The sequence below is a fragment of the Parafrankia sp. BMG5.11 genome, from assembly GCF_004337455.1.
Genome location: NZ_SJXI01000017.1, coordinates 55,761 through 79,021, shown reverse-complemented (window position 1 = coordinate 79,021; position 23,261 = coordinate 55,761). Strand labels below are relative to the sequence as shown.

19 protein-coding genes, 1 tRNA gene and 1 riboswitch are annotated in these 23,261 nt (G+C 72.0%); of the genes, 8 read left to right on the top strand and 12 right to left on the bottom strand.

Going from position 1 to position 23,261, the window contains the following annotated elements:
- Nucleotides 1-132 precede the first annotated feature (132 nt).
- Nucleotides 133-909: a hemerythrin domain-containing protein gene (locus tag E0504_RS13555; RefSeq protein ID WP_112108573.1), complete on the bottom strand. Its 777-nt coding sequence runs from the start codon at nt 907-909 to the stop codon at nt 133-135.
- A 157-nt stretch (nt 910-1,066) separates the two neighbouring features.
- On the opposite strand from E0504_RS13555, the gene E0504_RS13550 reads away from it, so the two are divergent.
- Nucleotides 1,067-1,447, top strand: coding sequence for a hypothetical protein (locus E0504_RS13550; protein ID WP_235014738.1), 381 nt, complete (start codon nt 1,067-1,069; stop codon nt 1,445-1,447).
- Nucleotides 1,448-1,547: 100 nt separating this feature from the next.
- Here E0504_RS13550 and E0504_RS13545 read toward each other — a convergent pair whose 3' ends face one another.
- Nucleotides 1,548-3,320, bottom strand: coding sequence for a DUF4139 domain-containing protein (locus tag E0504_RS13545; RefSeq protein WP_112108574.1), 1,773 nt, complete (start codon nt 3,318-3,320; stop codon nt 1,548-1,550).
- 1,454 nt (nt 3,321-4,774) lie between these two features.
- Here E0504_RS13545 and E0504_RS13540 point away from each other — a divergent pair.
- Nucleotides 4,775-5,164: a hypothetical protein gene (locus E0504_RS13540; protein WP_071064785.1), complete on the top strand. Its 390-nt coding sequence runs from the start codon at nt 4,775-4,777 to the stop codon at nt 5,162-5,164.
- Between the two features lie 784 nt (nt 5,165-5,948).
- Nucleotides 5,949-6,155, top strand: a riboswitch (cyclic di-AMP (ydaO/yuaA leader).
- A 5-nt stretch (nt 6,156-6,160) separates the two neighbouring features.
- On the top strand, nt 6,161-7,267 hold the full coding sequence (locus E0504_RS13535) for a C40 family peptidase (protein WP_207912527.1): 1,107 nt from the start codon (nt 6,161-6,163) through the stop codon (nt 7,265-7,267).
- Nucleotides 7,268-8,235: 968 nt separating this feature from the next.
- Here the strand turns inward: E0504_RS13535 and E0504_RS13530 are convergent.
- From E0504_RS13530 to E0504_RS13520, 3 genes are all read right to left on the bottom strand, one after another.
- Nucleotides 8,236-8,904: a PHB depolymerase family esterase gene (locus E0504_RS13530; protein WP_020463938.1), complete on the bottom strand. Its 669-nt coding sequence runs from the start codon at nt 8,902-8,904 to the stop codon at nt 8,236-8,238.
- Between the two features lie 98 nt (nt 8,905-9,002).
- Nucleotides 9,003-9,755: a type 1 glutamine amidotransferase gene (locus E0504_RS13525; protein ID WP_020463939.1), complete on the bottom strand. Its 753-nt coding sequence runs from the start codon at nt 9,753-9,755 to the stop codon at nt 9,003-9,005.
- Entirely contained in the window at nt 9,752-11,005 is a 1,254-nt protein-coding gene (locus E0504_RS13520) for a MurT ligase domain-containing protein (protein ID WP_020463940.1), read from the bottom strand. Before E0504_RS13520 ends, E0504_RS13525 begins: the two co-directional genes overlap by 4 nt.
- A gap of 328 nt (nt 11,006-11,333) precedes the next feature.
- Here E0504_RS13520 and E0504_RS13515 point away from each other — a divergent pair, with 328 nt between their 5' ends.
- The 4 genes from E0504_RS13515 (at nt 11,334) to E0504_RS13500 (ending at nt 13,476) form a co-directional block, all read left to right on the top strand.
- Nucleotides 11,334-11,819 (top strand): tRNA adenosine deaminase-associated protein, encoded by a 486-nt coding sequence (locus E0504_RS13515; protein ID WP_112104907.1) that lies wholly within the window; start codon nt 11,334-11,336, stop codon nt 11,817-11,819.
- A 58-nt stretch (nt 11,820-11,877) separates the two neighbouring features.
- The gene (tadA, locus tag E0504_RS13510; RefSeq protein ID WP_071064836.1) at nt 11,878-12,348 is read left to right on the top strand and encodes a tRNA adenosine(34) deaminase TadA; all 471 of its coding nucleotides are present in this window, start codon (nt 11,878-11,880) and stop codon (nt 12,346-12,348) included.
- 34 nt (nt 12,349-12,382) lie between these two features.
- Nucleotides 12,383-12,469: transfer RNA gene (locus E0504_RS13505), tRNA-Ser, on the top strand.
- A 362-nt stretch (nt 12,470-12,831) separates the two neighbouring features.
- Nucleotides 12,832-13,476, top strand: a complete 645-nt coding sequence (locus E0504_RS13500; protein WP_071064779.1) for an NAD(P)-dependent oxidoreductase — start codon at nt 12,832-12,834, stop codon at nt 13,474-13,476.
- A gap of 166 nt (nt 13,477-13,642) precedes the next feature.
- Here E0504_RS13500 and E0504_RS13495 read toward each other — a convergent pair whose 3' ends face one another.
- Entirely contained in the window at nt 13,643-14,941 is a 1,299-nt protein-coding gene (locus E0504_RS13495; protein WP_235013639.1) for an aminotransferase class V-fold PLP-dependent enzyme, read from the bottom strand.
- An 822-nt stretch (nt 14,942-15,763) separates the two neighbouring features.
- On the opposite strand from E0504_RS13495, the gene E0504_RS13490 reads away from it, so the two are divergent.
- The gene (locus E0504_RS13490; protein ID WP_112104909.1) at nt 15,764-16,822 is read left to right on the top strand and encodes a TIGR03617 family F420-dependent LLM class oxidoreductase; all 1,059 of its coding nucleotides are present in this window, start codon (nt 15,764-15,766) and stop codon (nt 16,820-16,822) included.
- Between the two features lie 60 nt (nt 16,823-16,882).
- Here the strand turns inward: E0504_RS13490 and E0504_RS13485 are convergent, their stop codons facing one another.
- From E0504_RS13485 to E0504_RS13460, 6 genes are all read right to left on the bottom strand, one after another.
- Entirely contained in the window at nt 16,883-18,070 is a 1,188-nt protein-coding gene (locus E0504_RS13485; RefSeq protein ID WP_112104910.1) for a cytochrome P450, read from the bottom strand.
- A 460-nt stretch (nt 18,071-18,530) separates the two neighbouring features.
- Complete coding sequence (locus tag E0504_RS13480; RefSeq protein WP_112104911.1) at nt 18,531-19,160, bottom strand: excalibur calcium-binding domain-containing protein; 630 nt, start codon at nt 19,158-19,160, stop codon at nt 18,531-18,533.
- A 279-nt stretch (nt 19,161-19,439) separates the two neighbouring features.
- Nucleotides 19,440-20,396 carry an SDR family NAD(P)-dependent oxidoreductase gene (locus tag E0504_RS13475; protein ID WP_131624681.1) on the bottom strand — a complete coding sequence of 319 codons (957 nt, stop codon included), beginning with the start codon at nt 20,394-20,396 and terminating at the stop codon, nt 19,440-19,442.
- A gap of 326 nt (nt 20,397-20,722) precedes the next feature.
- Nucleotides 20,723-21,487: a MerR family transcriptional regulator gene (locus tag E0504_RS13470; protein ID WP_112108980.1), complete on the bottom strand. Its 765-nt coding sequence runs from the start codon at nt 21,485-21,487 to the stop codon at nt 20,723-20,725.
- A gap of 12 nt (nt 21,488-21,499) precedes the next feature.
- Complete coding sequence (locus E0504_RS13465; protein ID WP_112108979.1) at nt 21,500-22,294, bottom strand: ABC transporter permease; 795 nt, start codon at nt 22,292-22,294, stop codon at nt 21,500-21,502.
- Nucleotides 22,291-23,247 carry an ABC transporter ATP-binding protein gene (locus E0504_RS13460; RefSeq protein WP_112108978.1) on the bottom strand — a complete coding sequence of 319 codons (957 nt, stop codon included), beginning with the start codon at nt 23,245-23,247 and terminating at the stop codon, nt 22,291-22,293. The genes E0504_RS13465 and E0504_RS13460 overlap by 4 nt, the downstream gene beginning before the upstream one ends.
- Nucleotides 23,248-23,261 lie beyond the last annotated feature (14 nt).

The following is a 23,261-nucleotide window of genomic DNA, read 5'->3' as shown; positions in this document are numbered from 1 at the left end:
ACCGGGACGGCCCGATCCGGGCGGGCGGCGCGGATCGGTCAGGGAACGCGCCCGGCCAGAAGGCGCCCGGTCGGGACGCACCCGGCCAGAACGCGAACAGAGCCGGGAGGCGAACAGTCAGGGGGCGAACAGTCAGGGGGCGGTCGTGCGGGCGTGGCGGCTCGGCTCCCGCTGCGGCTGGTCCGCGGTCGGGCGGCCCAGCAGGTACCAGCCCCACAGCCCGGCGGGTGCCGGCGCGCGGATCGGCCGGCCCGCCACCGCCCGGGCGTCCATGGTGTCGAGCAGGTGATCCCAGCGCCCGGCGACGCGGGCCGCGAGCCGGCTCGAGCGGCTCGGCCCGTGCCCGAGGTGCGGATGGGGCCGGGTGGGCGCCCGCCGCATGGCCCGCTCGAAGTCGATGCGCAGCCGGCGCCGCCGGGTGTCGGAGAGGACCGACTCCAGCTCGTCGAGCAGCTGGTCCTCGGCACGGGCATGGGCCGCGGCGAGGTCGGTCAGGTCGTCGCGGAGCTCGGCGAGGCCGCGGCCCGGGCGGTTCAGATCCCCCTGGACGTACTGCTCCATCCCACGCATCACCGACGCCGCCTCGCGCGCCAGCACGCGCAGGGCCGCCGTCCGTGCCCGCCCGTGCGGAACCAGCCGGGCCGCCCGCGGGTACACGACACTTTCCATCACGCTCAGGTGGGCACTGAAGGCCGCGACCGCCACGTCACTGGCGTGCAGGGTCTGTCGAGGGTCCGCGGGGAGCACCTGGGCCCGGCCGGCGAGTTCGAGCAGGTCGCTGGCATCCTGGTGTGCCGCGTGGACCAGACCGGCCAGGGAGCGAGCCTGACTGTCGTGATCCTGGTTGTTGTGGTCCTGGCTGTCGTGATCGCTGTGGTCGCTGTGGTCCGTCTTGTTGGTGTCGGCCATGGCAGACCTCCTGTACCACCAAGCTACGCCGACGCGTATCCGACCGCATCACTCCGCTTACACATCCAGCGGCTGTCGTCCACCCGAATCACACATTTTTCCCAGTCCTTACAGGACCATGCCTACGGTACGGAGGGTTTCGGCTACTGTTCAGCACATGCTCGGCAGCGTCGCCCCCACCCCACTGAGCGAGGCGATCATCGCCGCCCGTTCGCGGCTCGGCCACGCTCGCAGTCTTCTGATCCGCCAGGAGCTACCACCCCTGGGCCACCTGATCATGCGTCATCAGATGCCCGTCCCCGGCGGCGCGGAGGCGCTGTGGGCCATCGTGTCGTCCTGGCCGGATCTCCACTCGATCCGCGGCCGGAGCCTCAACGACGGCGCCCACCCCGCGCTGCTCCACGTCCGGATGGGCAGCCCCGTCGTCATCCCGGCCGCCGCGGTGATCGACTGGGCCGTGATCGGCGACAACGGCCAGATCAAGGAGGGCGGCTGGACGCGCGGGCTCGACGCCTCCACCACCGCTCTCCCCCGGTGACCGCCCGTCGCGCGTGGTGGCCTCGTCCCTGGTGACAGCTCCCCTGGTCACAGCTCCCTGGTGACCGCTCCCCTGGTGACCGCCCGCGGGCGGCGCCGGGTCAGTCGCCCCAGCCGGTGATCTCCACGCCGCGAGGGTGCTCGAGCCGGTAGGACAGCGTGATCTCGCGGCTCGAGCCCGGCTCGAGCTCCAGCTCCCAGGTAAGCAGCCCCAGATCGGTGTGCTCGGTGGCGGCGGGAGCGGTCACGACCTCCCTGACCTGGATGTTCTCGTGCCGGGAGACCGGCACCTGGTCCCGTACGGTCACCCGGGCCCGCATCGGCGCGTGGTTGGTGACGGTGGTGCGGTGGACGACGTCCGTCCGCCGGGTGTTGCCGACCACCCGCCGGCCGGTGACCCGGCTGACCAGCTCGCGTTCCACCCTGATGCGGTCGTCCACCCCGAGCCGAAGCTCCATCTCCCCGCCGGGCGGGACGAGCTCGAGGCGCGTGGTGCCGACGAACTCCGGGCCGTGGAAGACCGACGCCTTACCTGGCGGCAACGTGTGCGACGAGGTGTTCACGACCGCGGCGCGCAACAGCGCCTCGGCGGCGAGCTTGGGCACGGTGACGTGGTCGAGAACGGCGTCGAGCTCGATCACTGCCACGGTGGTGCGGTGCGGGTCCCCGTCCGCGGGTACCGCCACCGGCCGCGGCGGGCGGTAGGTCGACGCGGGGCCGGCCGACTCCAGCGTGGCCTCGGCGGCAGCCATCGGCGGCGGGGCCGATGCCGGTGCCGCCATCGCCGCCGGCATGAAGGTCGTCACGCCGTCGCCGCCACCGCCCCTGCCTTCGCCGGGCGCCTTGGCCCGCCCGCGGGGAAGGACCCGCGGGCGGGCGATGTCCACATACTGCGGGCTCAGCTCGGGCAGGTCGACGCCGCTGGACGGGCGGGCCGTGGACAGCCGCAGGTCCGTCACGGGCCAGTCCTCGCCGGTGCGCTGGCTGATCATCGCGAACCAGGTCAGGGTGACCCGCTCGCCGTCCAGCCGGGCGTCGTAGCCGGATCTCCAGGAGGCGGAACGGACCAGGTAGGAGACCTCCAGGTCCACCAGCGAGGCTGTCCCGTCGACCAGCGCGCCCTCCGCCGGGCCGCCGGCCGGCGCCTCAGCCGAGCTCCCCGCCGGGCCTTCGGTGGCCGTCGGCGGCTCGAGGTCGACGACGATCGCGCGGGTGTCCGGCTCGGGCCGCGCGTGGCGGGCCTCGATGACCCGGCCGAGCACGGTCAGCTCCCGCTCCGTCTCCTCCCGCCGTTCGGCGAGCGCCCGCCGGCGCGCGTGGACGGCCGACATCTGCGCCGCGAACGCGTCGCCGACAGTGACCAGCCGGGCTGCCGCGTCCCCGGGCCCGTCGCCCTCGCGGTCGGTGCCTTCGCGCGCCCAGCCGCGCGCGAGGGCGCCGGCTCCCACCCGGGCGGCCACGTCGAGGAAGGAGCGGCGGGCCCGCTCGGTCTCGTCCTCGTCGCCGATCTCGGCCAGGTGCGCGCGCAGCTCGGCCTGGCGGGCGCGCAGGTCGGCGAGGGCACCGGCGTCGGGGGTAGCCCGGGCCTGGGAGACGACCCGCACCCCGAGCACCCGCGCGGAGCCGGTGCCGCTGACCCGCACCGAGTCCTCGTCGAGCTCGAGCGGCAACCCGCTGAGAGTCACCTCGACCCGCTCGGACGGCGAGCCGGGCGTCGCGACATCGAACCGGCCACGGCGGGTCACGCGCGCGGCGGTGGGATAGACGACCACGGCGCTGATCGGCGCGTCGAGGAGCACCGACGGCGGCGCGCCCGTCGGTGCGCCCGTCGGTGCGTCAGGAAGGTCAGGTGTGCCGTCCGCCGTGGACATCATCCGGACACCATACGGTCGGCGACCGTGCTATCCCCGTGGGGCACCGCTGATCCCGATGCCGCCCGATGCCGCCCGGGCCGGGCGGCCGCGGGGCCCGTTACGGTCCGCCCGTCCAGGGAGACCCGAAAGGTGCGTCACCGGCCCCGTCCACCAGGACCGCGGCGCCACGGCAGGCTCGCGGCGGCGGGCGCCGGGCGGCTGGCCCGCGTGCGACCGTGGCCCCGGTGGCCGACGCCGCCCGCTCGACCGGGGTGGAACGCCACACTGAAGATCGTTTTTTGGTGGGCGCGCCGAGCTCCAGGCGACGGCCGAGCCCTCCGCGGCCATGACCTTGCGTCACCGTCAGACCGGAGGCAGGCACCGCGCCGGCTCGACCGCTCGCAGGCGAAGGCCTTCAGGCCCGCGAGCCCGGAGGCCATTCGGCCCATACCCGGCCGAGGAAGCAGCGGCCCGACCGAAGGTCATATCCCACAGCCGCGGAAATGCCCGGTGGACGTCGATCCGATCACCGGAGGGGACCGGCCGTTCGACGCCCCCACCGGGCCTGGAACAACATCGAGTGCACCACCAGGATTGCTGAACGGACCTCGCCCTCCGTATGACTCCGCGGCCGCTTCCTGACTTCGCGTCGACCCGCTCACGACCGCGGAACCGCGCCGGCGACCGGTCATTGCGACGCCGCACAGCTCTGGTCTCTGGCCGTCCGACGCAGGTCGTCGGATCGGTCTCCCGGCGCGGCGGTACGGCTCACCAGGAACGGGTGGGAGACCACGCCGAATCAGCCCAGCAGGGAGGACCCGCCAAGCGGCCATCAGCCGATCGGATAGGCATCGATCCGATCAGCGCTGCGCGTAGCCGTTCCGGCTGGAGATCGGGAAGGCGCCAGATTCGCGCCGCCCGATTCGATTGTCCGACGATCTCACCGATGGTGGCCGCAGTGCCCGACAGCCCGTTCCATCCGATCAACGGAAACCGCGCTCCGTATACCGCGTATGCCGCGCCCGGCCGGGGTGCCGGAGCCCGCGACCTAGCCGACACCGAAGCCAGAGATATTACTCACAGTAACCATCATCGTCAGCGAGACCCGCGGCCGGGAGCGGCCGAATCCGCTTCCGACGCCTCTGGCCGCATCCCGTGGTGGTACGGGGTGTTGTGGGTATCGAGTCCGAGCGTCGTCTGCCCGCGCGGCAAGTCGGGTTGATCCCGCGCAGACAGGGGTATCCGTTGGTCGACACCCGATACGCGACACCCGTCTCCGTCGCCGTCTGTTGGCCGACGGCCGGATCCGGCCGACCGCATGCCGGAAACCCGATGCGTCGACTAACGTAACCAACCGTGTCGGAACTTCGGCGACGGTCGCGAGTGGCGTGGTGGCGCACATCCCACGCATTGCCGGACCGCGCCGCGACGCCCATGGGCCGGCCCGGTGCCGCTGCCAGCCGCCGGAGCCGGGCATGACACACCCACGCCCGCAGCACCACGAGATCTCCGTACTGCCCGACCGCGAGGACCTGATGGCCGAGCTGGCGAGCCGGCTCGAGGCCCTGGACGCCCTGCTGAGCCGGCTCGAGGATGCCGAGCGCCAGGCCGCGGACGCCGGTGAGCACCTCATCCGGACACGGCAGTGGCAGGAGGACACGGTCCGGACCATCCAGGAGGAACGGGCGCGGATGCGCCAGCGCCAGCAGGCCCTGGACGACCTGGCCGAGCACGCCCGCGCGGCCGTCGAGGCCCTGCACGGCAGCCACCGCTCGCTGCCGCCCGAGGTGAAGCAGCTCGAGATCGAGCTCCAGGTCCTCAACAGCTCCGGCTTCCTGACCCGGCGCAACGGCCGGGCTCGCTGAGCGGCGGTCCCCGCCGGGCGTCGAACGCTCCTCCTCCTCCTCCTCCTCTCAGCCCCTGGTCCTCCTCTCAGCCCCTGATCAGCCCCTGACCCCTGGCCCCTGGCCCGGCCTGGTGGCGGGTGGCTCGCGTGTCCGCCCATGGGCCGTCCACCTCGCCGTTTGGTGTCCGCCTCGCCCTTTCGGGGCGCGATCAGACCGGGTTCGGCCCCCAAAGGGCGAGCGGGATACCAAAGGGCGAGCGGGACGCTCACGACGACTGGCCCGATCCGGTAGTTGACGAACTTCCGCGGGCCTGGCCGGCCAGGCCCGCGGGACTCGGGGCCCGGTGCCAGGTCGGTGCGCGGTGGCAGCGAGGCCCGGTGGAGCTTCCGGGGGGTGCCTGCCCGCGGGCGGCGCGTCGATCCGTTCACGTCCCAGGAGCACCGCGAAGGGGTCCTGGGGATCGGGCCGCGCGGTCGTCCGCGGCCGCCGGATCGAGGCGGGAAGAGACGGGCCGGGGACGGAGCGAACCGGGCCCGTGAGGGGCTCCGCGGGTAGTCCCAGCCCGGTCGGCCGGTACGGGAAACCCCCGCGCAAGCCAGGAAGTTCTGGTCACCTAACGTGTTGGGACGTGATCCTCGTGTGGGCGTCCGAAAACGTGACCGAAGGCTCAGCACCCCTCCTGACCTGGGCAGATGCGGCGCAGCAAGGGGCACTTCTTTGCACACTCGACGTAGTTGAGGAGGACTAGTGTTTACCCACACCATCCGTGTGGACTAGTCTCGCTTCCGACGTCACGACAACACCGGACCGAACGCCGAATCCTGCCCGCGGTCCTGGTGTCCCCTCCGAGTCGTCACCACGGGCAGGAGCGGGGGACCCACCTCCACCGGCTGGCGCCACGACACGGCGCTGGCCTAGGGGTGAAGTCCATCGCGTGAAGGTCGCGCTATGGACCGGGCAGCCCAGCCCGAACCCGACAGCTCACCTCGCAGGCGTACGGGAAGGAACGCAACGTTGTCTGCGCAAAGTGTGCAGCTTGATGCTGAGAGACGCCGGCAGGAAGGGCGCGGCCGCCACCGTGCGCCGTCCGCCCCCACGGCGTCCAGCCGAGCCAGAGCCAGGGCCCGTACCGTCGCGGCCATCACCACCGGAACCGTCGCGGTCTCCGGGGTGGCGCTCGCCGGGTGCGCCCAGGATGTCAACTCGGACGTCGCGCTGGACGACGGCACGAACACCGCCCCGATGACGCTCGCGACCCAGATCGGGTCCCGGCTGGCGGTCGACGGAGCCATCCAGGCCGCCACCGCTACCGGCGGCGGTTCGGGCACCGTTCTCGACGCCACCACGGACATCTCCGCGCCGACTCTCTCGTCGAAGATCGACGTCGGCCTGCGCGTGACGAACCCCGAGGTCACGGTCAACGCGGACGAGCCCGTCAACATCGGCTTCTCGCTCTACAACGAGGAGACCCAGGCCCCGATCCCGGACCAGCTCATCAAGGTCCAGGTCAAGCTGCCGACCGGGTGGGCGACCTTCCTGCACCTGACGACGGACGACCGCGGCTTCGCGTCGTACACCGCGAAGGTGCTCACCACCACGAACGTCACGGCGATCTTCGACGGCACCGACGCCCTCCAGTCGGCGCACTCGGAGAACGACGCCACGCTGCGCGTCCGCCCGGCTCCGCCGCCCGCACAGGCCTCCCGCAGCGCGGACCGCACGGGCGTGAACGTCAACACCCCGGTGGTCAGCGTCAACCTGCCGACCAACACCCTCGGCGAGAAGGCCGTCTACCTGGCCTCGCTGCAGGCCGGCAAGCCGTACGTCTACGGCGCCGAGGGCCCCAACTCCTTCGACTGCTCCGGGCTCGTGCAGTACGTGTACCGGCAGCTCGGCAAGAGCCTGCCGCGTACCACCGACCAGCAGTACGCGGCCACCACCCATATCTCCCAGTACAACAAGGCGCCCGGCGACCTGATCTTCTTCGGGAGCCCCGGCAACATCTACCACATGGGCATCTACGCCGGCGACGGCAAGATGTGGGTCGCGCCCCGCACTGGTGATGTCGTCAAGCTTCAGACGATCTACACGACCTCGTACTTGGTCGGCCGCGTCACCTGAGAACGGCGGGCCCACGGCCCAGCCAGGAGACTGGCTGTTCTCGACGTCGATCGTTCCACAAGCCCACGCACCGCTCGGACGGGGCTGCCCGAACGCAGACGCCCCGTCCCCCGGAACGAGCCGCAGCGCGATCTCCCCCTCCGGTCGCGCGCGGCTCCGCCGCCGGGTCGGGGTTGTCGGGATCAACCTCGGCCCGGCGGGTCTTCCGGAGTTCACCAGGTCCCCTGTACCGGACCGCCGGTGTCACGTCTGCTCAGAACGTCTGTGCTGCGGAATGTCCGGAGTAGCTCTGCCGCGGGCAGATTTCGACACCTTCCGCGATGCTTCCGCCACGTGGCGCCATCGATGAGCTGGCCGGCAGCCATGAACGGTAGGCCGTTGCGGCATCATTCTACTTCGTCATAAGTAGCGTAGATGTAGCTTTAGCCGGCCAGACTGCCACTATCAGGCAGCAACACCCCCATTCGAACCAACCCAGCACCAGCACCAGCCCACGCGAAAGTCAACCGCACCCCACCGATCCGAGATCCTTCCGGTGGGACGGACGTCAGATCCCCCCCCATCTGACGTCCGTCCGGCCGGAAGGCCCTGGACTCCGCTGGCCGTCTGTCCGATCCCCCCCCCATCGGGCCGGCGGCCAGCGGACCCCCTCAAGCCTTCCGGCCGCCCACTGGTCCGTCGGGGCCGTTACCCCCCTCCCGGCGACGTCGACGGACCGCTCGAGCCCCGGCCGTCCCACCCCGCGCGGGGTGGGACGGCCGGGGCTCCGGGAAAACTCGAAGGACCCCTCCGCGCGGCGAACGCGCACCTCCGCGCCGGACCCTCGGCCCACACGGCCGCGGCAGGCGCAAGCCCCGAAATGGCCAGCAAGCCGTCCCCGGCGGGGCCGGCGGCCGGCCAATCTGTTAAATGACTAGTTCTTTGCTACTAGCGCGAACTGTCTGGTCAGCGCACCGAACCAAGCTGGGTCAGACCTTCCGGCGAAGGTCGCGGGAGAAGTCCCACAACGTGCTGCTGACCTTTTTGTCCCAGTCCGTCTCGGCAACCCGCCCGTGCTGGGTGACGTTGTCGCAGGTGGGGCCGGGCTCCGCTTCGAACTGTCCCACGACGCCCACCGCCGCGTAGACGGGGGGGCCGGGCGAGCAGGCGGCGAGCAGGGCGAGCCGCGCACCCTCCCCGATACCCCAGACGTATATCCGGTTCAGGTCGATGTCGGTGCGTTCCTCGTCCATGTAGCGGACGACGTCGCGCAGGTACTGCTGGTCCGCTCCATTCGGGTCGTCGAGTCGCCAGGTACCGGCGACCGCCTCCGGGAAGGCGAGCGCGAAGTCACGGCGGTTCGCCAGCGACGACGCGTCACTGTCATGTTCCAGTGAACTCGCATCCGTATTGTCATCGTGCAGGATGATTACCAGGGGCAACGGGTCATTCGGTTTGGAGGGTGCCTGAACGAGCAGTTCCCGGTCGGCTGACGGATAGCCATCCGGGATTGTGACCCGTTCGACCTTGGGACGGCCATTGGCCGCGACGAGCCACCAGATGGCCACAAGTGCCACCCCGGCGATGATCACGTTTCTCTTGTTCTTGCCCCACCAGCCGGCAAGGGGATTCGACGCCACGATCCAACCGAACCACACCCGGCCCCCGGAAATCGCCGGATTCAGCCCAGCGCGTCAACGCGGACCCGGGCGGGACGACGTCGGGTGGCACTTACCAGCCGTCCGCGGGCGCCCACTCAGCCGCCGGCGAGCGCCCGCGCCCGCGCCCGGCGCAGCATGTCCGCCTCGACCGGCGCATCCAGCGGCGCCAGCCGGCCGTGCACCCAGGTCAGCAGCAGATCGGCCAGGGCCGGGTTCTGGGCCAGCACCGGCCCGTGCAGGTAGGTGCCGATGACCTTCCCGTCCACGATGCCGTCTGTGCGCGCGGGGGTGCCGTCGCCGACGCCGAGGCGCACCGTGCCGAGCGGGATGCCCCGGGACCCGGGAAGCGGGCGGGTGCGCCCGCCGTGGTTCTCGTACCCGTACAGCGTCGGCAGGCCGAGCCGCTGGTCGGGCTCCACCACGATGTCGCCCACGGCGCGCGGTGGCGGCGGGACGTCCGGCGGGTCGAACGAGCGGCGGGTCTCCATGTCCACCAGGTGGACGCCCTCGTGGACCCGGCCGTTGCCGGCCGGGAAGCTCGCCCCGATCACCTGGTAGCCGGCGCAGACCGCGAGCACCGCCGCGCCGCCCGACACCGCGCGGGTCAGGGAACGGTTGCGGCGCATGCCGTCCGCGGCCAGCACCTGCGGCTCGTCCTCGCCGCCGCCGAGCAGGTAGATGTCGCAGTCGGCCGGGACCACCTCGCCGGCCGGCACCTCGACGATCTCCGCCCGCAGCCCCCGCCAGCGCAGCCGCTGGGCGAGCACGATCGCGTTGCCGCCGTCACCGTACGTGCCGAGCAGCTCCGGGTAGATCAGGGCGATCCGGGTCGCCGACTCGCGGCTCACCGGGTCGTCCGCACGAGCAGATCACGGAAGGCGGTGTAGTTCGCGACGACGTCCAGCGCCTTGTCGTTCGCCGCGGTCGCGGCGTCCTCGGCGTCGGCGTGCACGGTGTGGGGCACCTCGGCGTAGGCGAGCCGCACGCTCATGTCCTCCTTGCGGCCTCCGGTGACGAGCACCTGGCGGCCGGCGAGCCGCTCGAACGGGACGTCCCAGATCCAGGACGGGTCGCGCCCGTCCGCCGTCTGCGAGTTGAAGTCGATCAGCACCGGACGTGGCGGGGCGGAGTTGAGCAGCTCCATCATCTCCACCCAGCCGGCCGGGTTCTTCGCGAGCAGGAGGCGGGCCAGCTTCCCGTCGGGGCCCAGCGGCACCTCCTGGTAGCGGCCCTGCACGTCACCGATGCCACGCATCGCGGCGAGCGCGTCCTCGACGTCGACGCCGAACTCGCGCGCCGCGGCCGCGGCCATCGCCGCGTTCGCGAGGTTCACCCGCCCCGGCAGGTCGATGTGCGCCGGAATGCGCCGCCCGAACCACATCAGCTCGCCCAGCCCGGCGACGGAGACGATCGGCTCCGGTCGGGCCAGGCCGCACTCGCACCACCAGCCGGTGGCGTTGCGGTGCAGCAGCCGGGCGCACTGCGGGCACACCATCGCGTCGGCGGTCCAGTTCTGCCCCGCCGACACCCAGATCTGGCGGGACCAGGTCATCGCGGACCAGGCCACAAGAGGGTCGTCCACGTTCGCCACGACGACGGTGTCGCGCAGGTCAGCGCCCAGCTCGCGCCAGAGCGCCGCGATGCGTCGCGTCTCGTTGGACCGGTCGAGCTGGTCGCGCGAGATGTTGAGCAGCAGCACCACCCGCGGCTCGATCGCCCGCGCCACCTTGGGGAGCCAGATCTCGTCGACCTCGAGGGCGGCGGCCGCGTCGTAGGGCGGCTTGGACAGCGCCGCCAGCACGCCGGGCGCCATGTTCGCGCCCCCGCTGTTCGACTTGACCGGGCCGAGCGTCCCCAGCGCGCGGGCCAGCAGCCGGGTGGTGGTCGTCTTGCCGTTCGTGGCCGAGACGCACGCCGTGAGCCGGTTGGAGCCGACCTCGGCCAGTGCGTCCGGCGCGATCCGAAGGGCGAGCTTGCCGCCGATCATCTCGCCCGAGCCCCGGCCGAGGCGGCGGGACGCCTCAGCGGCCAGTCGCTCGACGGCGAGCGCGGCCTGGGTACGGGCGGAGAACCGGCGGCGTGGAAGGGGGGTCATCATCGCTCCTCCAGACTGCCATGCCCGCACCCGCCGCCGGTGCCCACCCCGCGCTGTGCGCCGTTCGCGCGGTTCGCGGTATGCACGCCGCCTCGCGGCCGTCCCGCGCCCGCGGCGGTGGGCCGCCAAGTGGGTAGACCCAGCCCTGACCCGAGCCCCCGGCCGAGTGTCCGGGAGCACTCATGAGCGGGCAACCACCGCCCCAGGTGGATGAGTAGGACACCCAGAGGTGAGAATCACAGAAGTGATGGGGCATCACCCCGGGTCGGCGGACGCACAGATCACGTGAGGACACGTGAGGACCCGGCGGGAAGGGACGTGAGGACAGACAGTGACCACCAAGGGGATAGCGATCGCCCGTGACGGCGAGCGATGGACGGCTCACGACCTCGACATCGCCGACATGGAGGATCTCGACGCGCTCGTCGACGCCATGCACGACCTCTCCTCGGGCACGGTCATCGCGTTCGTCGAGGAGGACGACGAGTACCTGGCCATCGTGCGCATCGGCGCGCAGGACCCCGATCCGAAGGTCTTCCTCTCGGACCGCCGGGTCCTGCTGAGCTCCGACCTCGCCGAGCGGCTCTTCGCCGACGCGCTCCCGTCCATGGTGGCGCTCGAGGACGACTCGGAGGACGACGCCCCGGTGGGCCAGGCGTCCCCCGTCGGCGACCTCGACCTGCTGGCGGATCTCGGGACGACCGCTGATGCGCTGCTGGAGCTGATCGCCGAGGAGGGCATGCTGCCCGCCGACGTGATCAGCGCGGTCAGCGAGCGGGCCGGCGCCGGGGAGATCTTCGACGAGGTCCGTGGCTGACACCCGCTCACCGGTGGCGGACACCCGCGCACCGGTGACGGACGGCTACCGCGAGGCGATGGGCCTCGCCCTGGCCGAGGCCGATCTCGCCCGGGCCGCCGGGGACGTCCCGGTCGGCGCGGTCGTCGTGGCGGCGGACGGGGCGGTGCTCGGCCGCGGCCACAACGCGCGCGAGGCCGCCGGCGACCCGACCGCCCACGCCGAGGTCGTCGCGCTGCGCCAGGCCGCGGCCCGGCTCGGTTCCTGGCGCCTGACCGGGGCGACCCTCGTGGTCACCCTGGAGCCGTGCACCATGTGCGCCGGGGCCCTCGTCCTCGCCCGGGTGGACCGGCTCGTCTACGGCGCCGTGGACGACAAGGCCGGCGCCGTGGGCTCCCTGTGGGACGTCGTCCGCGACCGGCGGTTGAACCACCGCCCCGAGGTCGTCGCGGGCGTCCGCGGGCAGGAGTGCTCGGAGCAGCTCGCCGCCTTCTTCGCCGACCGGCGGACGCAACGCCGCGACACACGCCGTCCGCGCACCCCCGACTAACCGGACCAGGACGACGTCGCGTAAGCTAGCCCGCGGTGGAGTCGCCTAGTGGCCGAGGGCGCACGCCTCGAAAGCGTGTGAGGGGGCAACCCCTCCGTGGGTTCAAATCCCACCTCCACCGCCCAGAAAGCCCGGCCCGGAACACCGGCGGCGACACCGCCGTCTGACGGCACGACCACCGGCCATGGCCGTCACCTGCCCGTTCCACCAGGGCCGGTGACGGCCATCCGCCGTGAGTTCACGGCCATCGACCTTCACTTCTCGACCGCGATGTCGGCACTTCTCGACCGCGGTGTGCGGCCTTCTGTTCCGGTTCGCTGTTCCCGATCGCTGTTCCCGATCGCAAACGAAGCCGAGTTGCATTGACTCCGGAGCGTGTCATAGTCGATACGCAAGGTAACGATCCGTGACCATGCCACCGTCGTTCCGCCAGCGGATCGATATCTCCACGGTCACTGCGTCACCCGAATCCGGAGGTCAGGAATGGCAAGGATCGTTGTTCTCGGTGCCGGTGGTCAGGTAGGGCGGTCCATCGTTGCCGAAGCCGTCAGGCGCGGCCACGAGGTCACGGCGGTCGACCAGGACCAGAACGCGCTGAAAGGGGTTCCCCGCCAGGCCACCGCCGTCACCGGGGACGTCACCGGGCGCGACATGGTCCAGCAGCAGGCGCAGAACGCGGACGTGGTCGTGGTCGCCCTCGCCGGGTGCACCCGGCCCGAACACGCGAACACCGCGCGCGCGGTCGTCGAGGTGGCGAACAAGCTGGGTGCCAAGGCGCCCGCGGTCATCCACATCGGCAACGGCGGGCTGCTGGAGAACGCCGACGGCGAGCGCATCGTCGACACCCAGGAGTTCCCCGCCGCCGAGCGCAAGGAGGCCCTCGACCAGGCCGACGCGCTCGACGTCCTCCGGGCCGCCAAGCACAACCTCAAGTGGACCTGCGTCGTCCCGCCGCCGCGCAACTTCGGCCCGGGCCGCCGGCGTGAGGCCTACCGCACGGCCGGCGACCGCCCGGTGACCGACGCCCAGGGCAACATCGGGATCTCGTACGAGGATTTCGCGTTCGCCGTCCTGGACGAGGTGGAGAAGCCGCGGTTCCGCAACAAGCGGTACACGGTGGGGTACTGACCTCCCGCTGGCGACACCATTCGCCGCGGGATGACAGTCTGACAGCCTGAAAGCCGGGCCTCCGGCGGAACGCCGGCCGGAGGCCCGGCCGCATCGCTTGTGAAGCCCATGCTTGCGAAGAGCCCATGGGCGATCGCTTGTAAAGGCCATGCGCGCGTTCAGGCGTTCAGGCCATGGTGGCGAGAATCAGGTCGATGTCCTCCGGTGTGGTCGCCGGATTGACGATCGCGAACCGGGTCACCGTCTCCTGCCGGTGCACGGTCGGGGTCACGAACGCGAGCCCTTCGGCAAGCAGGCGTTCCGTCCACCGGTGATAGCTCTCGGCCGGCCAGCCCAGCCGGCGGAACACGACGACCGAGAGCTCCGGCTCGCGCACGAGCTCCACGAACGGCAGGGCCCGGATGTGGTCGGCCGCCGTCCGCGCCGTCGCCAGGCAGCGCTCGACCGCGGAACCGTACGCATGTGTCCCGTAGGTGGCGAGCGAGAACCAGAACGGCAGGCCGCGGGCCCGCCGGGAGAGCCCGACCTCGTAGTCCGAGGGGTTCCAGGCCCCCGGCGTGTCGAGTACCTCCAGATAGCCTGCCTGCTGCGCGTGGGCGGCGCGGGCCGCGGCCGGGTCGCGGTACACCAGCGCGCAGGCGTCGAACGGCGCGAACAGCCACTTGTGCGGGTCGACGATGAAGGAGTCGGTCTCCTCGATGCCGTCGAACAGGTGCCGCACGGACGCGGCGGCGGCGCCCGCGAGGCCGTAGGCGCCGTCGACGTGGACCCACACGTCGTGCCGGCGGCAGGCGTCGACGACACCGCGGATGTCGTCGACGATCCCGAACTGGGTGCTGCCGGCCGTGGCCACCACGGCGAACACCCCGCCGTCGCCGGCGAGCTCGTCGAGCGCGGTGGCCACCGCCCCGCCGGTCAGCCGCCCGTCGTCGCCGGTCGGGACGACCACCAGGTCGACGTCCATGACCTCGGCCGCCTGGCGCAGCGAGGAGTGCGCCTCGGAGCCGCACAGGAACCGCCAGCGCGGTGGCTGAGGGAGCCCTCGGGCCGCCCGGCGCGCCCGGGCGGCGTGCCGCGCGGCGACGAGCGCCGAGACGTTGCCGACCGTCCCGCCCTGGACGAACACCCCGCCGGCTCCCGGCGGGAAGCCGACGAGGTCGGACAGCCAGCGCAGCGCCTCGTTCTCCGCGTGGACGGCACCGCCGCCCTCCAGCCAGCTCCCGCCGTAGATCGACGAGGCGCCGACCACCAGGTCGAACAGGATCGCCGCCCGGGTCGGCGCCGCCGGGATGAAGGCGAGGTTGCGCGGGTGGTCCGCCGATATACAGGCACGCGACAGCACCTCGTCGAACACCCGCAGCGCGGCGAGACCACCGATGCCCTCCGGGGTGATCGTGCGCCCGGCCCGCGCGGACAGCTCGGCCGGTGGGCTCGGACCGTCCAGCGGGACGGGATCCAGACTCATCCGAGTGCGGGCGTAATCCACCACCGCCTGGACGAGCTCCGGGCGCTGCGCGCCGAAGATCGGCACATCGAATGGGTGCACCCGGCGCAGTCTAGGTCCCCGCCGGAGCGCTGCCGAAAGGATCACGCCGGCGCGCGCACCGGGGTAATCCACCGATCACCGGCGAATACCGGGAGACACCCGGCGGGTGAATGCCGGAAAACAATCAGAAAACAACCGGGCCCTGCGTGACAGCGACAGGGAGCCGTACCCGTCATGCCGTCGGCCCGCTCCCGTCAGCCCGGGCCACGCGGACAGACAGGGTCGCCTAGCTGCTGCGCTGGCGCCGCACGAGGAAACCGCCACCGACGAGAGCAACCAGCATGACGATCATTCCGATGCGCTTCATGAGACACCTCCACGATGAGGACCGGCGACCACCGGGGGTACCGGCGATCACCGCGTTCAAGGGCACAACATACCGGCTGACCGAGGCTCGGTCGCACCGCCGTGCGGAAATGAAGGATCGTTGTCCGGATCCGGTCTTTACCGGGCCCGCGCCCACCTGTTACACACCGCAGGAAGGCCACGGCATCGGGACGCGACGGTGCCCGGCCGCGGCGGTGGAGACCCGGGCGACGCCACCTCGCGCCGGGCATTCTTCTCATTCGCGTTTCGCTGTCGCCATATACGTCATGAAGCCCACGCCCAACCCATGCCGATCACTTGGCGCTAAACGTTGACGCGTCGACCCCGGCGCCGACCGGCCGTCCGCTGTTAGCTTTCAGGACATACGAGCCCCGCGGGAGGCGGCCCGCGGGGCGACGTCGAGGAGGCGGCAACGTGAAGGTCGACAGCACCCTTGGCGCGCTGGACATCGCTGCCGGCCAGGCCCGCGCCGCGCAGGCCGCCGGCTACGACGCCATCTGGACCGGGGAGGTGAACCAGGACCCGTTCCTCCCGCTGACCCTCGCCGCCGACGCGACGTCCACGATCGAGCTGGGCACCTCGATCACTGTCGCGCTGTCCCGCTCGCCGATGTCGCTGGCGTACACCGCGCACGACCTGCACGGGTTCTCCGGCGGCCGGCTCCGGCTCGGCCTCGGCTCGCAGGTGAAGGCGCACATCACCCGCCGTTTCTCGATGCCGTGGGGCCGGCCCGCGCCACAGCTGCGCGAGTTCGTCCTGGCGCTGCGCGCGATCTGGTCGTCCTGGGCGGAGGGCACCCCGCTCGCCTTCGAGGGCGAGTACTACCGGCACACGTTGATGCCGCCGGCGTTCGTCCCGAAGCCGCACCCTTTCGGGCCACCCCAGGTGCTCCTCGCCGGCGTCGGGGACGTCATGACCCGGGTCGCGGGCGAGGTCGCCGACGGATTCCTGTGCCACTGGTTCACCAGCCCGCGCTGGATCCGCGAGCACACCGTTCCCGCGCTGCTGGCGGGCCGGCAGCGCGCGGGCCGCACGCTGGACGGCTTCGACATCGTCGCCGGCGGGTTCGTCGCCACCGGCACCGACCAGGAGATCACCGAAGGGCTGGCAAGGATGCGCGCCCAGATCTCCTTCTACGGGTCGACCCCGGCCTACCGCCCCGTGCTGGAACTGCATGGATGGGGCGATCTCGGCAGCGAGCTGACCGCGCTGTCCAAGCAGAACCGGTGGACCGAGATGGCCGCCCTGATCGACGACGACGTCGTCGAGACCTTCGGCATCGTCGCGGCGCCCGCGGACGTCCCCGCCCGCATCGCCGAGCGCCTCGGCGGCCTGGCGACCCGCACGACGTTCACGCCGCCGCCGTCGTTCGGCCCCGAGCAGACCCGGGAGATTCTGGCCGCCATCCAGGCGATCCCGACCGCGGCCCCGACCACCGGCGCGGCGGGCCGGCACGGGACCGGACCCGCGTAACCAGACCCGGTCCCGGACTCCCCGCGCGGCGCGCCGCGCGCCGCGCGGGGAGATGCTCACTCAGACCTTGATGGGCAGCTTCTCGTAGCCGCGCACGGTGCTGGTGTGCAGGCGCACCGCGTTGTCGCGGTCGACCTCGTAGTTCGGGAAGCGGCGCAGGGTCTCCTCCAGCGCGATCCGGCCCTCCATGCGGGCGAGCGCCGCGCCGAGGCAGAAGTGCGGGCCGCGGCCGAACGCCAGGTGGCTGTCGAAGTTGCGCTTGATGTCGTAGCGGTCCGCGTCCGGGTACTTGCGCTCGTCGCGGTTGGCGGACGAGGTGAGCAGCAGGATCCTGGACTTTGCCGGGATCGTGGTGCCGTGCAGCTCGACCTCACGGGTGTTCACCCGGCCCTGCACGGGGGACGGCGACTCGTAGCGCAGCGTCTCCTCGACGGCGTTGCCCAGCAGCGACGGGTCGGCGGCCAGCTCGGCACGCTGGTCCGGGTGGGCCTCGAGCAGGTCACCGGCCCAGCCGAGCAGGCGGGCGACGGTCTCGGTACCGGCAGCGACGAGCAGGTTGGTGAAGTCGGCGGCCTCGGAGGTGGTGAGCCGGCGGGCGCCCTCGTCGGTGGTGATCTCGGCCTCGGCGAGGCCGGTCATCATGTCGTCGCGCGGGGCCGTGCGCCGCGCGTCGATCTGCTCGGAGAAGTAGGTGTGCAGCTTGATCTGCGCGGCGAAGGAGACGTCGTTGATCATCCCCTTGCCCTCCTCGATGTGGAAGGTCTGGTCGATCGTCTGCCGGATCTCCTCCCGGTCGGCCTCGTCGACGCCGATGAGCTTGGAGATGACCAGAGAGGGGAGCTGGGCGGCGAAGTCCTGGATGTAGTCGAACCCGCCGCCGCCGATCTGGGGATCCAGCAGCTCCGCGCAGATCTCGCGGATGCTCCCCTCGAGCCCGCCGACCCGTCGCGGCGTGAACGCCCGCGAGACCAGGACGCGCAGCAGCGTGTGCGTGGGCGGGTCCATGAAGATGATCTGACCGGTGTTGAACGGCTCCGGCCCCATGAGCTCGAGGACCGTGCCGTGCGCGGAGCTGTACGTCTCGGGCTCGACGTGGGCCGCGTCGACGTCCGCGTGCCGGGAGAGCGCGTAGAAGTCGTGCTTCTCGTTGCGGTAGACCGGCGCCTCGTCCCGCAGCCGGCGCCACAGTGGATGCGGATTGACGTCGATGATCTTGTCGAACGGGTCCCAGTACAGGTCTTCCGTCACGGTTGAGCCCTTCTCTGTGCCAGGCCCGCGCTGCGAGCCACCGAGGACAGCCAGTTCACGTCGCCATGCCCGCGCCCGGCCGGTCACCGGAGGCATCACGGCCGCAACTCCCTGACCAGGCCGATGTCTGCACCGGGCAAGACACGTCACCGCCAGTTCGTCAACGCTTATGAGCAGATTGGCGTGGGACGCACTCCACGAGCAAGGGACTTACCCCGACAGTCCGGGTCGAGCCGGGCCCCGTGCCGCGGGTGGAACCGCCGCAGATCGCCCTCGCCTCGAAGAAGCGGCCAGCCAGGATGAACTCGGAGCCCTCCGCTGGTCGATCCGGCCGGGTCGGTTGCGGGCCGTCGACCCGTGCCCGGCGGCCGTCGGGGCGATCTCCGCCGGTGAGTCACCCCGCCGACCGCAAGCCGCATACCCCTAGGGGGTACCTGTCAAGCCACCCGCGGAGCGCGGTTCAGAGATCGGGCAGCCAGCAGCTCAGGTATTCCAGGATGGGCAGCCCGCCTCGCTGTGCCCCCGCGTCCTCGTCGCACAGCGCCGACGGCCTGTCCTGCTCGCACGCGGTCCCGTCCCCGTCGTCGTCCAGCGCGGACCGGTACCCCGGCTGGCCCCTGTGCAGCGGCGCGGCGCCGGCGGCGCGGGCGTCCGCGCAGGACTGGTAGGACGTGGTCGCCGGGCGGGTGGGCCGCGCCTGGTCCGGAGTGGCCGACGGCGTGGGCGTGGGCGCCGCCGTCTGCTCGGCGGTCGGCGTCGTCTCCGCGGGGGACGGGGGCGCGGGCGGCGGCGCGGCGGCCACCCGGGCCGGCGCCGCCGACGGGCGGGGCACCGCTGACGGAGCCGGCGGCGCCACCGGGGGCGCGGGCGACGGCCCCGGGGTGGTCGGTATCGCGACCGGCGCAGGCTCGCCGAGCGCGCCGACCGCGCCGGAGCGGGCCGCACCCGATCCCGGCGCCGGTGCGAGGGCGGCCGCTACCAGCAGTAGCAGAAGGACCCCGCCTACGCCGCCGCTGACCCGCCGGTGCCCGCGAACCCAGGCGTGTATCCCATGGCCCCACTCCACCGGCCGCTGGCGCAACATCCGCATGCTCCTCCTCCGCTGGTCCGATCCTCATCGGACGAGCGGGGCGAAAGCCACTGCGCGAAGCAAAGTCGCTACTTTTCGGCACCACCGCACGGGTGGCCCTCCCGACACTTCACTTTCGGGGCGCAACGGGCGGGTCGCCGGCCTGTTCGCCGCGACGGCCGTGGCGGACGCCGGCGCCGCGCGACTGGATGCCGGCGCCGGATCAGTTCCGGTTGAGAGTTGGCCGCACTGGCCGCCAGCACCGCCGGTGCGGTGGCCGCCTCCGGCTGAAACACGGCGTCACAGGCCGGCGAGCATGCCGCCGTCGACGATAACCGAGGTGCCCGTCAGGAAACTCATGTCCGGCGAGGCCAGGGCGAGGGCGGCGGCGGCCATCTCCTCCGGGCGGGCCATCCGGCGCAGCGCGTCGACGTTGTCCGCGCCGTACTGGGCCTTGCCGGCTGCCCACTGCTCGTCGGTGATGTTCGGGGGGCGGCGGCGGTCGACCAGCCCCGTGTCGGTGGTGCCCGGGGAGAGCGCGGCAACCCGGATGTTGTCCTGTCCGTAGTCCAGGGCCGCGGTGCGTACCAGGCCGGTGACGCCTCCCTTGCTCGCGCTGTAGGCGCCCAGTCCGGGCCTGCTGGCGAACTCGTTCGCGGAGCCGGTGACGAGGATGACGCCGCCGCCGGACTCCCGCATCGGTGGCACCTCGTACTTGATGGCGAGGAAGACCCCGCGGGTGTTGGTGTGGGCGGTGTCGTCCCACTCCTCGACGGTCATCTCGTGCAGCGGCTTCACGATCTGGGTTCCGGCGTTGTTGAGCGCGACGTCCAGCCGGCCGTACCGGTCGGCGACACCGGCCACGAACGACTCGACCTGGGCGGGATCGCGGACGTCGGCCCGCGTGTAGGCGGCCTCTCCGCCGGCGGCGCGGATCTCCGCCTCCACACGGCGGCCGAGCTCCTCCCGCCTGCCGCAGAAGCCGACTTTCGCTCCCTCCCGGGCGAAGGCGATGGCCGCCGCCCGTCCGATGCCCGAGGTCGCTCCCGTGACGAGGACGACCTTCCCCGCGAACCGACGCGCCGGCGCCGGATTGGGCGTCGGCGCGGGGGTCGGGGCGGGGGCGGGGGCGGGCGCCGCGGCGGCCACACCGACGGGTACGGCCGTCGCCGCGGCCACCGTGGTGACGAGTCCCGCCGCCCCGGCAAGCAGGCTCCGGCGGCCCGGGGGTCTGGCCCCGCGGTGGTCCTTGGTCATCGTCGCTCCTCCACGGCAGGGGTGACATCCACGGCCAGGGACGACCGCGGACAACCGCAGTACACCTGCCATGGCGCGGCGTGGCATCGGACCACAGTCCCTCCGCCGGCGGACGACGGTACGACCACCGTCCCCACCCGGGTCCCATCCGCCGCGGAACCGGACGGGTGACGAGCAGCGCGGGCGGGCGAGCGGGGAAACAGTTCCTCGACGGCTGGCCGCCGGTTCCGCCAGTTCCGTCGGCACCGCGGGCGCCTCCGGCTGACAATGCGTCTGCCTGAACCCGCGACCGTCGGAGACTCTCGGCGGAACTGCCGATGGCAGCGCTATGTCGGCTGGATCCGTTCGAGCTTGGTCCAGCCGCGCCAGCCGCGCTCCTCGAGCCGTTCCAGGAGCCGACGGGCGGTCGGCACCGAGTCGAGGAAGACCGAGTCGAGGAGCTGCGCGAGTTCGTCGGGCATCACCTCGTCGTGGTTCTCCCATCCTTCGGCATCGGCCTCGATGAGGGCGACGAGCCGGTCGCCTACGGCCGCCACCCGCGGGTCGTCCGCCTCCCAGCCGATCATCGCGGCGAGATCGCGGTAGAGTTCGACCGTTGCCGGGTCGTCGAGTTGCTGCTGCTTCACCTTCATGTAGAGCGGCATGTGCTCGGGGAGTTGGGCGGCCACCAGGATCCAGGCGTCCCGCTCGCCCCCGATCATCAGGTCCGGCAATCCGAGCTCACGCAGCCGGTCGAGGTACGCCACCGCCTCCGGCGGCAGGGCCAGGCTGTCTCCGGCTGCCAGTTGCGCGATCCGCTCGCGGTGCCGCTGCCGCTCCCTGATCTCCGCGCGCAGGCGCCGGTCGATGTCGGCGACGGCAGCGTTGAACTCCTCCTCGCCCGCGGCCAACAGCTCGCGGACGCGCGCGAGCGGCACGCCGGCGCCGGCGAGCGTACGGATCCTGATGAGCTCGACGACGGCGTGGGCGTCGTAGCGCCGGTAGCCGGAGTGGTCGCGCTCCGGTTCCGGCAGGAGACCCTTGGCGTGGTAATGCCGCACCGCGCGCACGGTGACGCCGGCGTACGACGCCAGCTGGCTGATCGTGAGCACCGCGCCAGTCTCTTATCTCGCGGGCACGCGGAGGAAAAGCCGGCGCGACCAGAGGTAGCCGAGCAGCGCGATCAGGGCGCACCAGCCGATCGCGAGCCACGGGTCGGAGTCCGTCGCCGCGCCCGTGACGAGTGCGCGCAGGGTGTCGATCATCGGGGTGAACGGCTGGTGCTCCGCGAACTGGCGCAGCCCGGCCGGCATCGCGTCGGTCGGTACGAAGGCGCTGCTGATGAACGGCAGGATCACCAGGAACAGCGGGGTGTTGCTGGCCGTCTCGACGCTGTCCGCCGCCAGGCCCATGCCGACGGTCAGCCAGGTGAGTGAGAACGCGATGAGGATCAGCAGCCCGATCGCGCCGAGCCAGCCGAGCGGACCGGCGTCGGAGCGGAACCCGAGCAGGAACGCGAACGCCGTCACGATCACCACGGCGAATCCGGTCCTGATGACAGCCCCCAGCACGTGGCCGGTGAGCACCGACACCCGGGCGATGTCCATGGTGCGGAACCGGGCGATGATCCCGGTGGTCATGTCGGTCGCGGTCGAGATCGCGGTGCCGAGCGCGACGCTGGCGACGGTCATGATCAGGATGCCTGGCGTGATGAACACGAGGTAGTCGCCGCGGTCTCCACCGCCCTCCTGGCCTGGCAGGCCGGCGCCCAGGGTCCCGCCGAACACGTACACGAACACCAGCAGGAACACGATCGGCTGTGCTACCAGCATGATCGACAATGAGGGATAGCGGCGGATGTGCAGCAGGTTGCGCCGCAGCATCGTCGCCGAGTCACGGACGGTGTAGGTGGTGCTCATGCGGGGATCTCCTCGGCCGCGGGCGCCTCGGTCGCGTGGCCGGTGAGCGCGAGGAACACGTCGTCGAGGTCGGGGGACTCGACCGTCAGGCCGGCGACGCCGTCGTCGTCGAGGCCGTCGAGCACGCGGCGCAGCCCGGCGATGCTGCCGTCGCCCGGCACCCGAAGGGTGAGCGCCTCGGCGTCGGTGGTGGCCTCCGGATGCGCCGCCGCGGCCGCGGCCAGCCCCGCGGCGTCGGTGAACTGCACCGACACATGCCCGCCGGGCACCCGCCGCTTCAGCTCCGCCGCCGTGCCCTCGGCGACCAGGCGGCCGCCGTCGAGGACCCCGATCCGGTCGGCCAGATGGTCGGCCTCGTCGAGGTACTGCGTCGTCAGCAGCACCGTCACGCCGTCGGCGACCTGCTCGCGCACGATCGCCCACAGGTCGCGACGGCTGCGCGGGTCGAGACCGGCCGTCGGCTCGTCGAGGAAGATCAGTCGGGGCTGGGCGATGAGCGTCATCGCCAGATCCAGCCGCCGCTTCATGCCGCCCGAGTAGGTCTGCGCCCGCCGGTCGGCCGCGTCGACGAGATCGAAGCGCTCCAGCATCACGGTCACGGCGGCGGTCGCGGTCACCCGGTCCAGGTGCGCCAGGTCGGCCATCAGTCGCAGGTTCTCGCGGCCGGTGAGCAGCTCGTCGATCGCGGAGAACTGCCCGGTGACACCGATCGCCGCGCGCACCCCGGCAGGCTCGCGTCGTACGTCGAAGCCGGCGACGCGGATCTCGCCGTCACCGGGGGTCAGCAGGGCGGAGAGGATGTTGACGATGGTCGTCTTGCCGGCGCCGTTGGGTCCGAGGAGCGCGTAGACGGTGCCCTCCGGGACGGTCAGGTCGACTCCGTCCAGCACGGTGTGGTCTCCGTAGGACTTGGTGAGTCCGGAAACCTCGATCGCGGGGTTGGTGGCGGTCACACCGCCATGCTGGA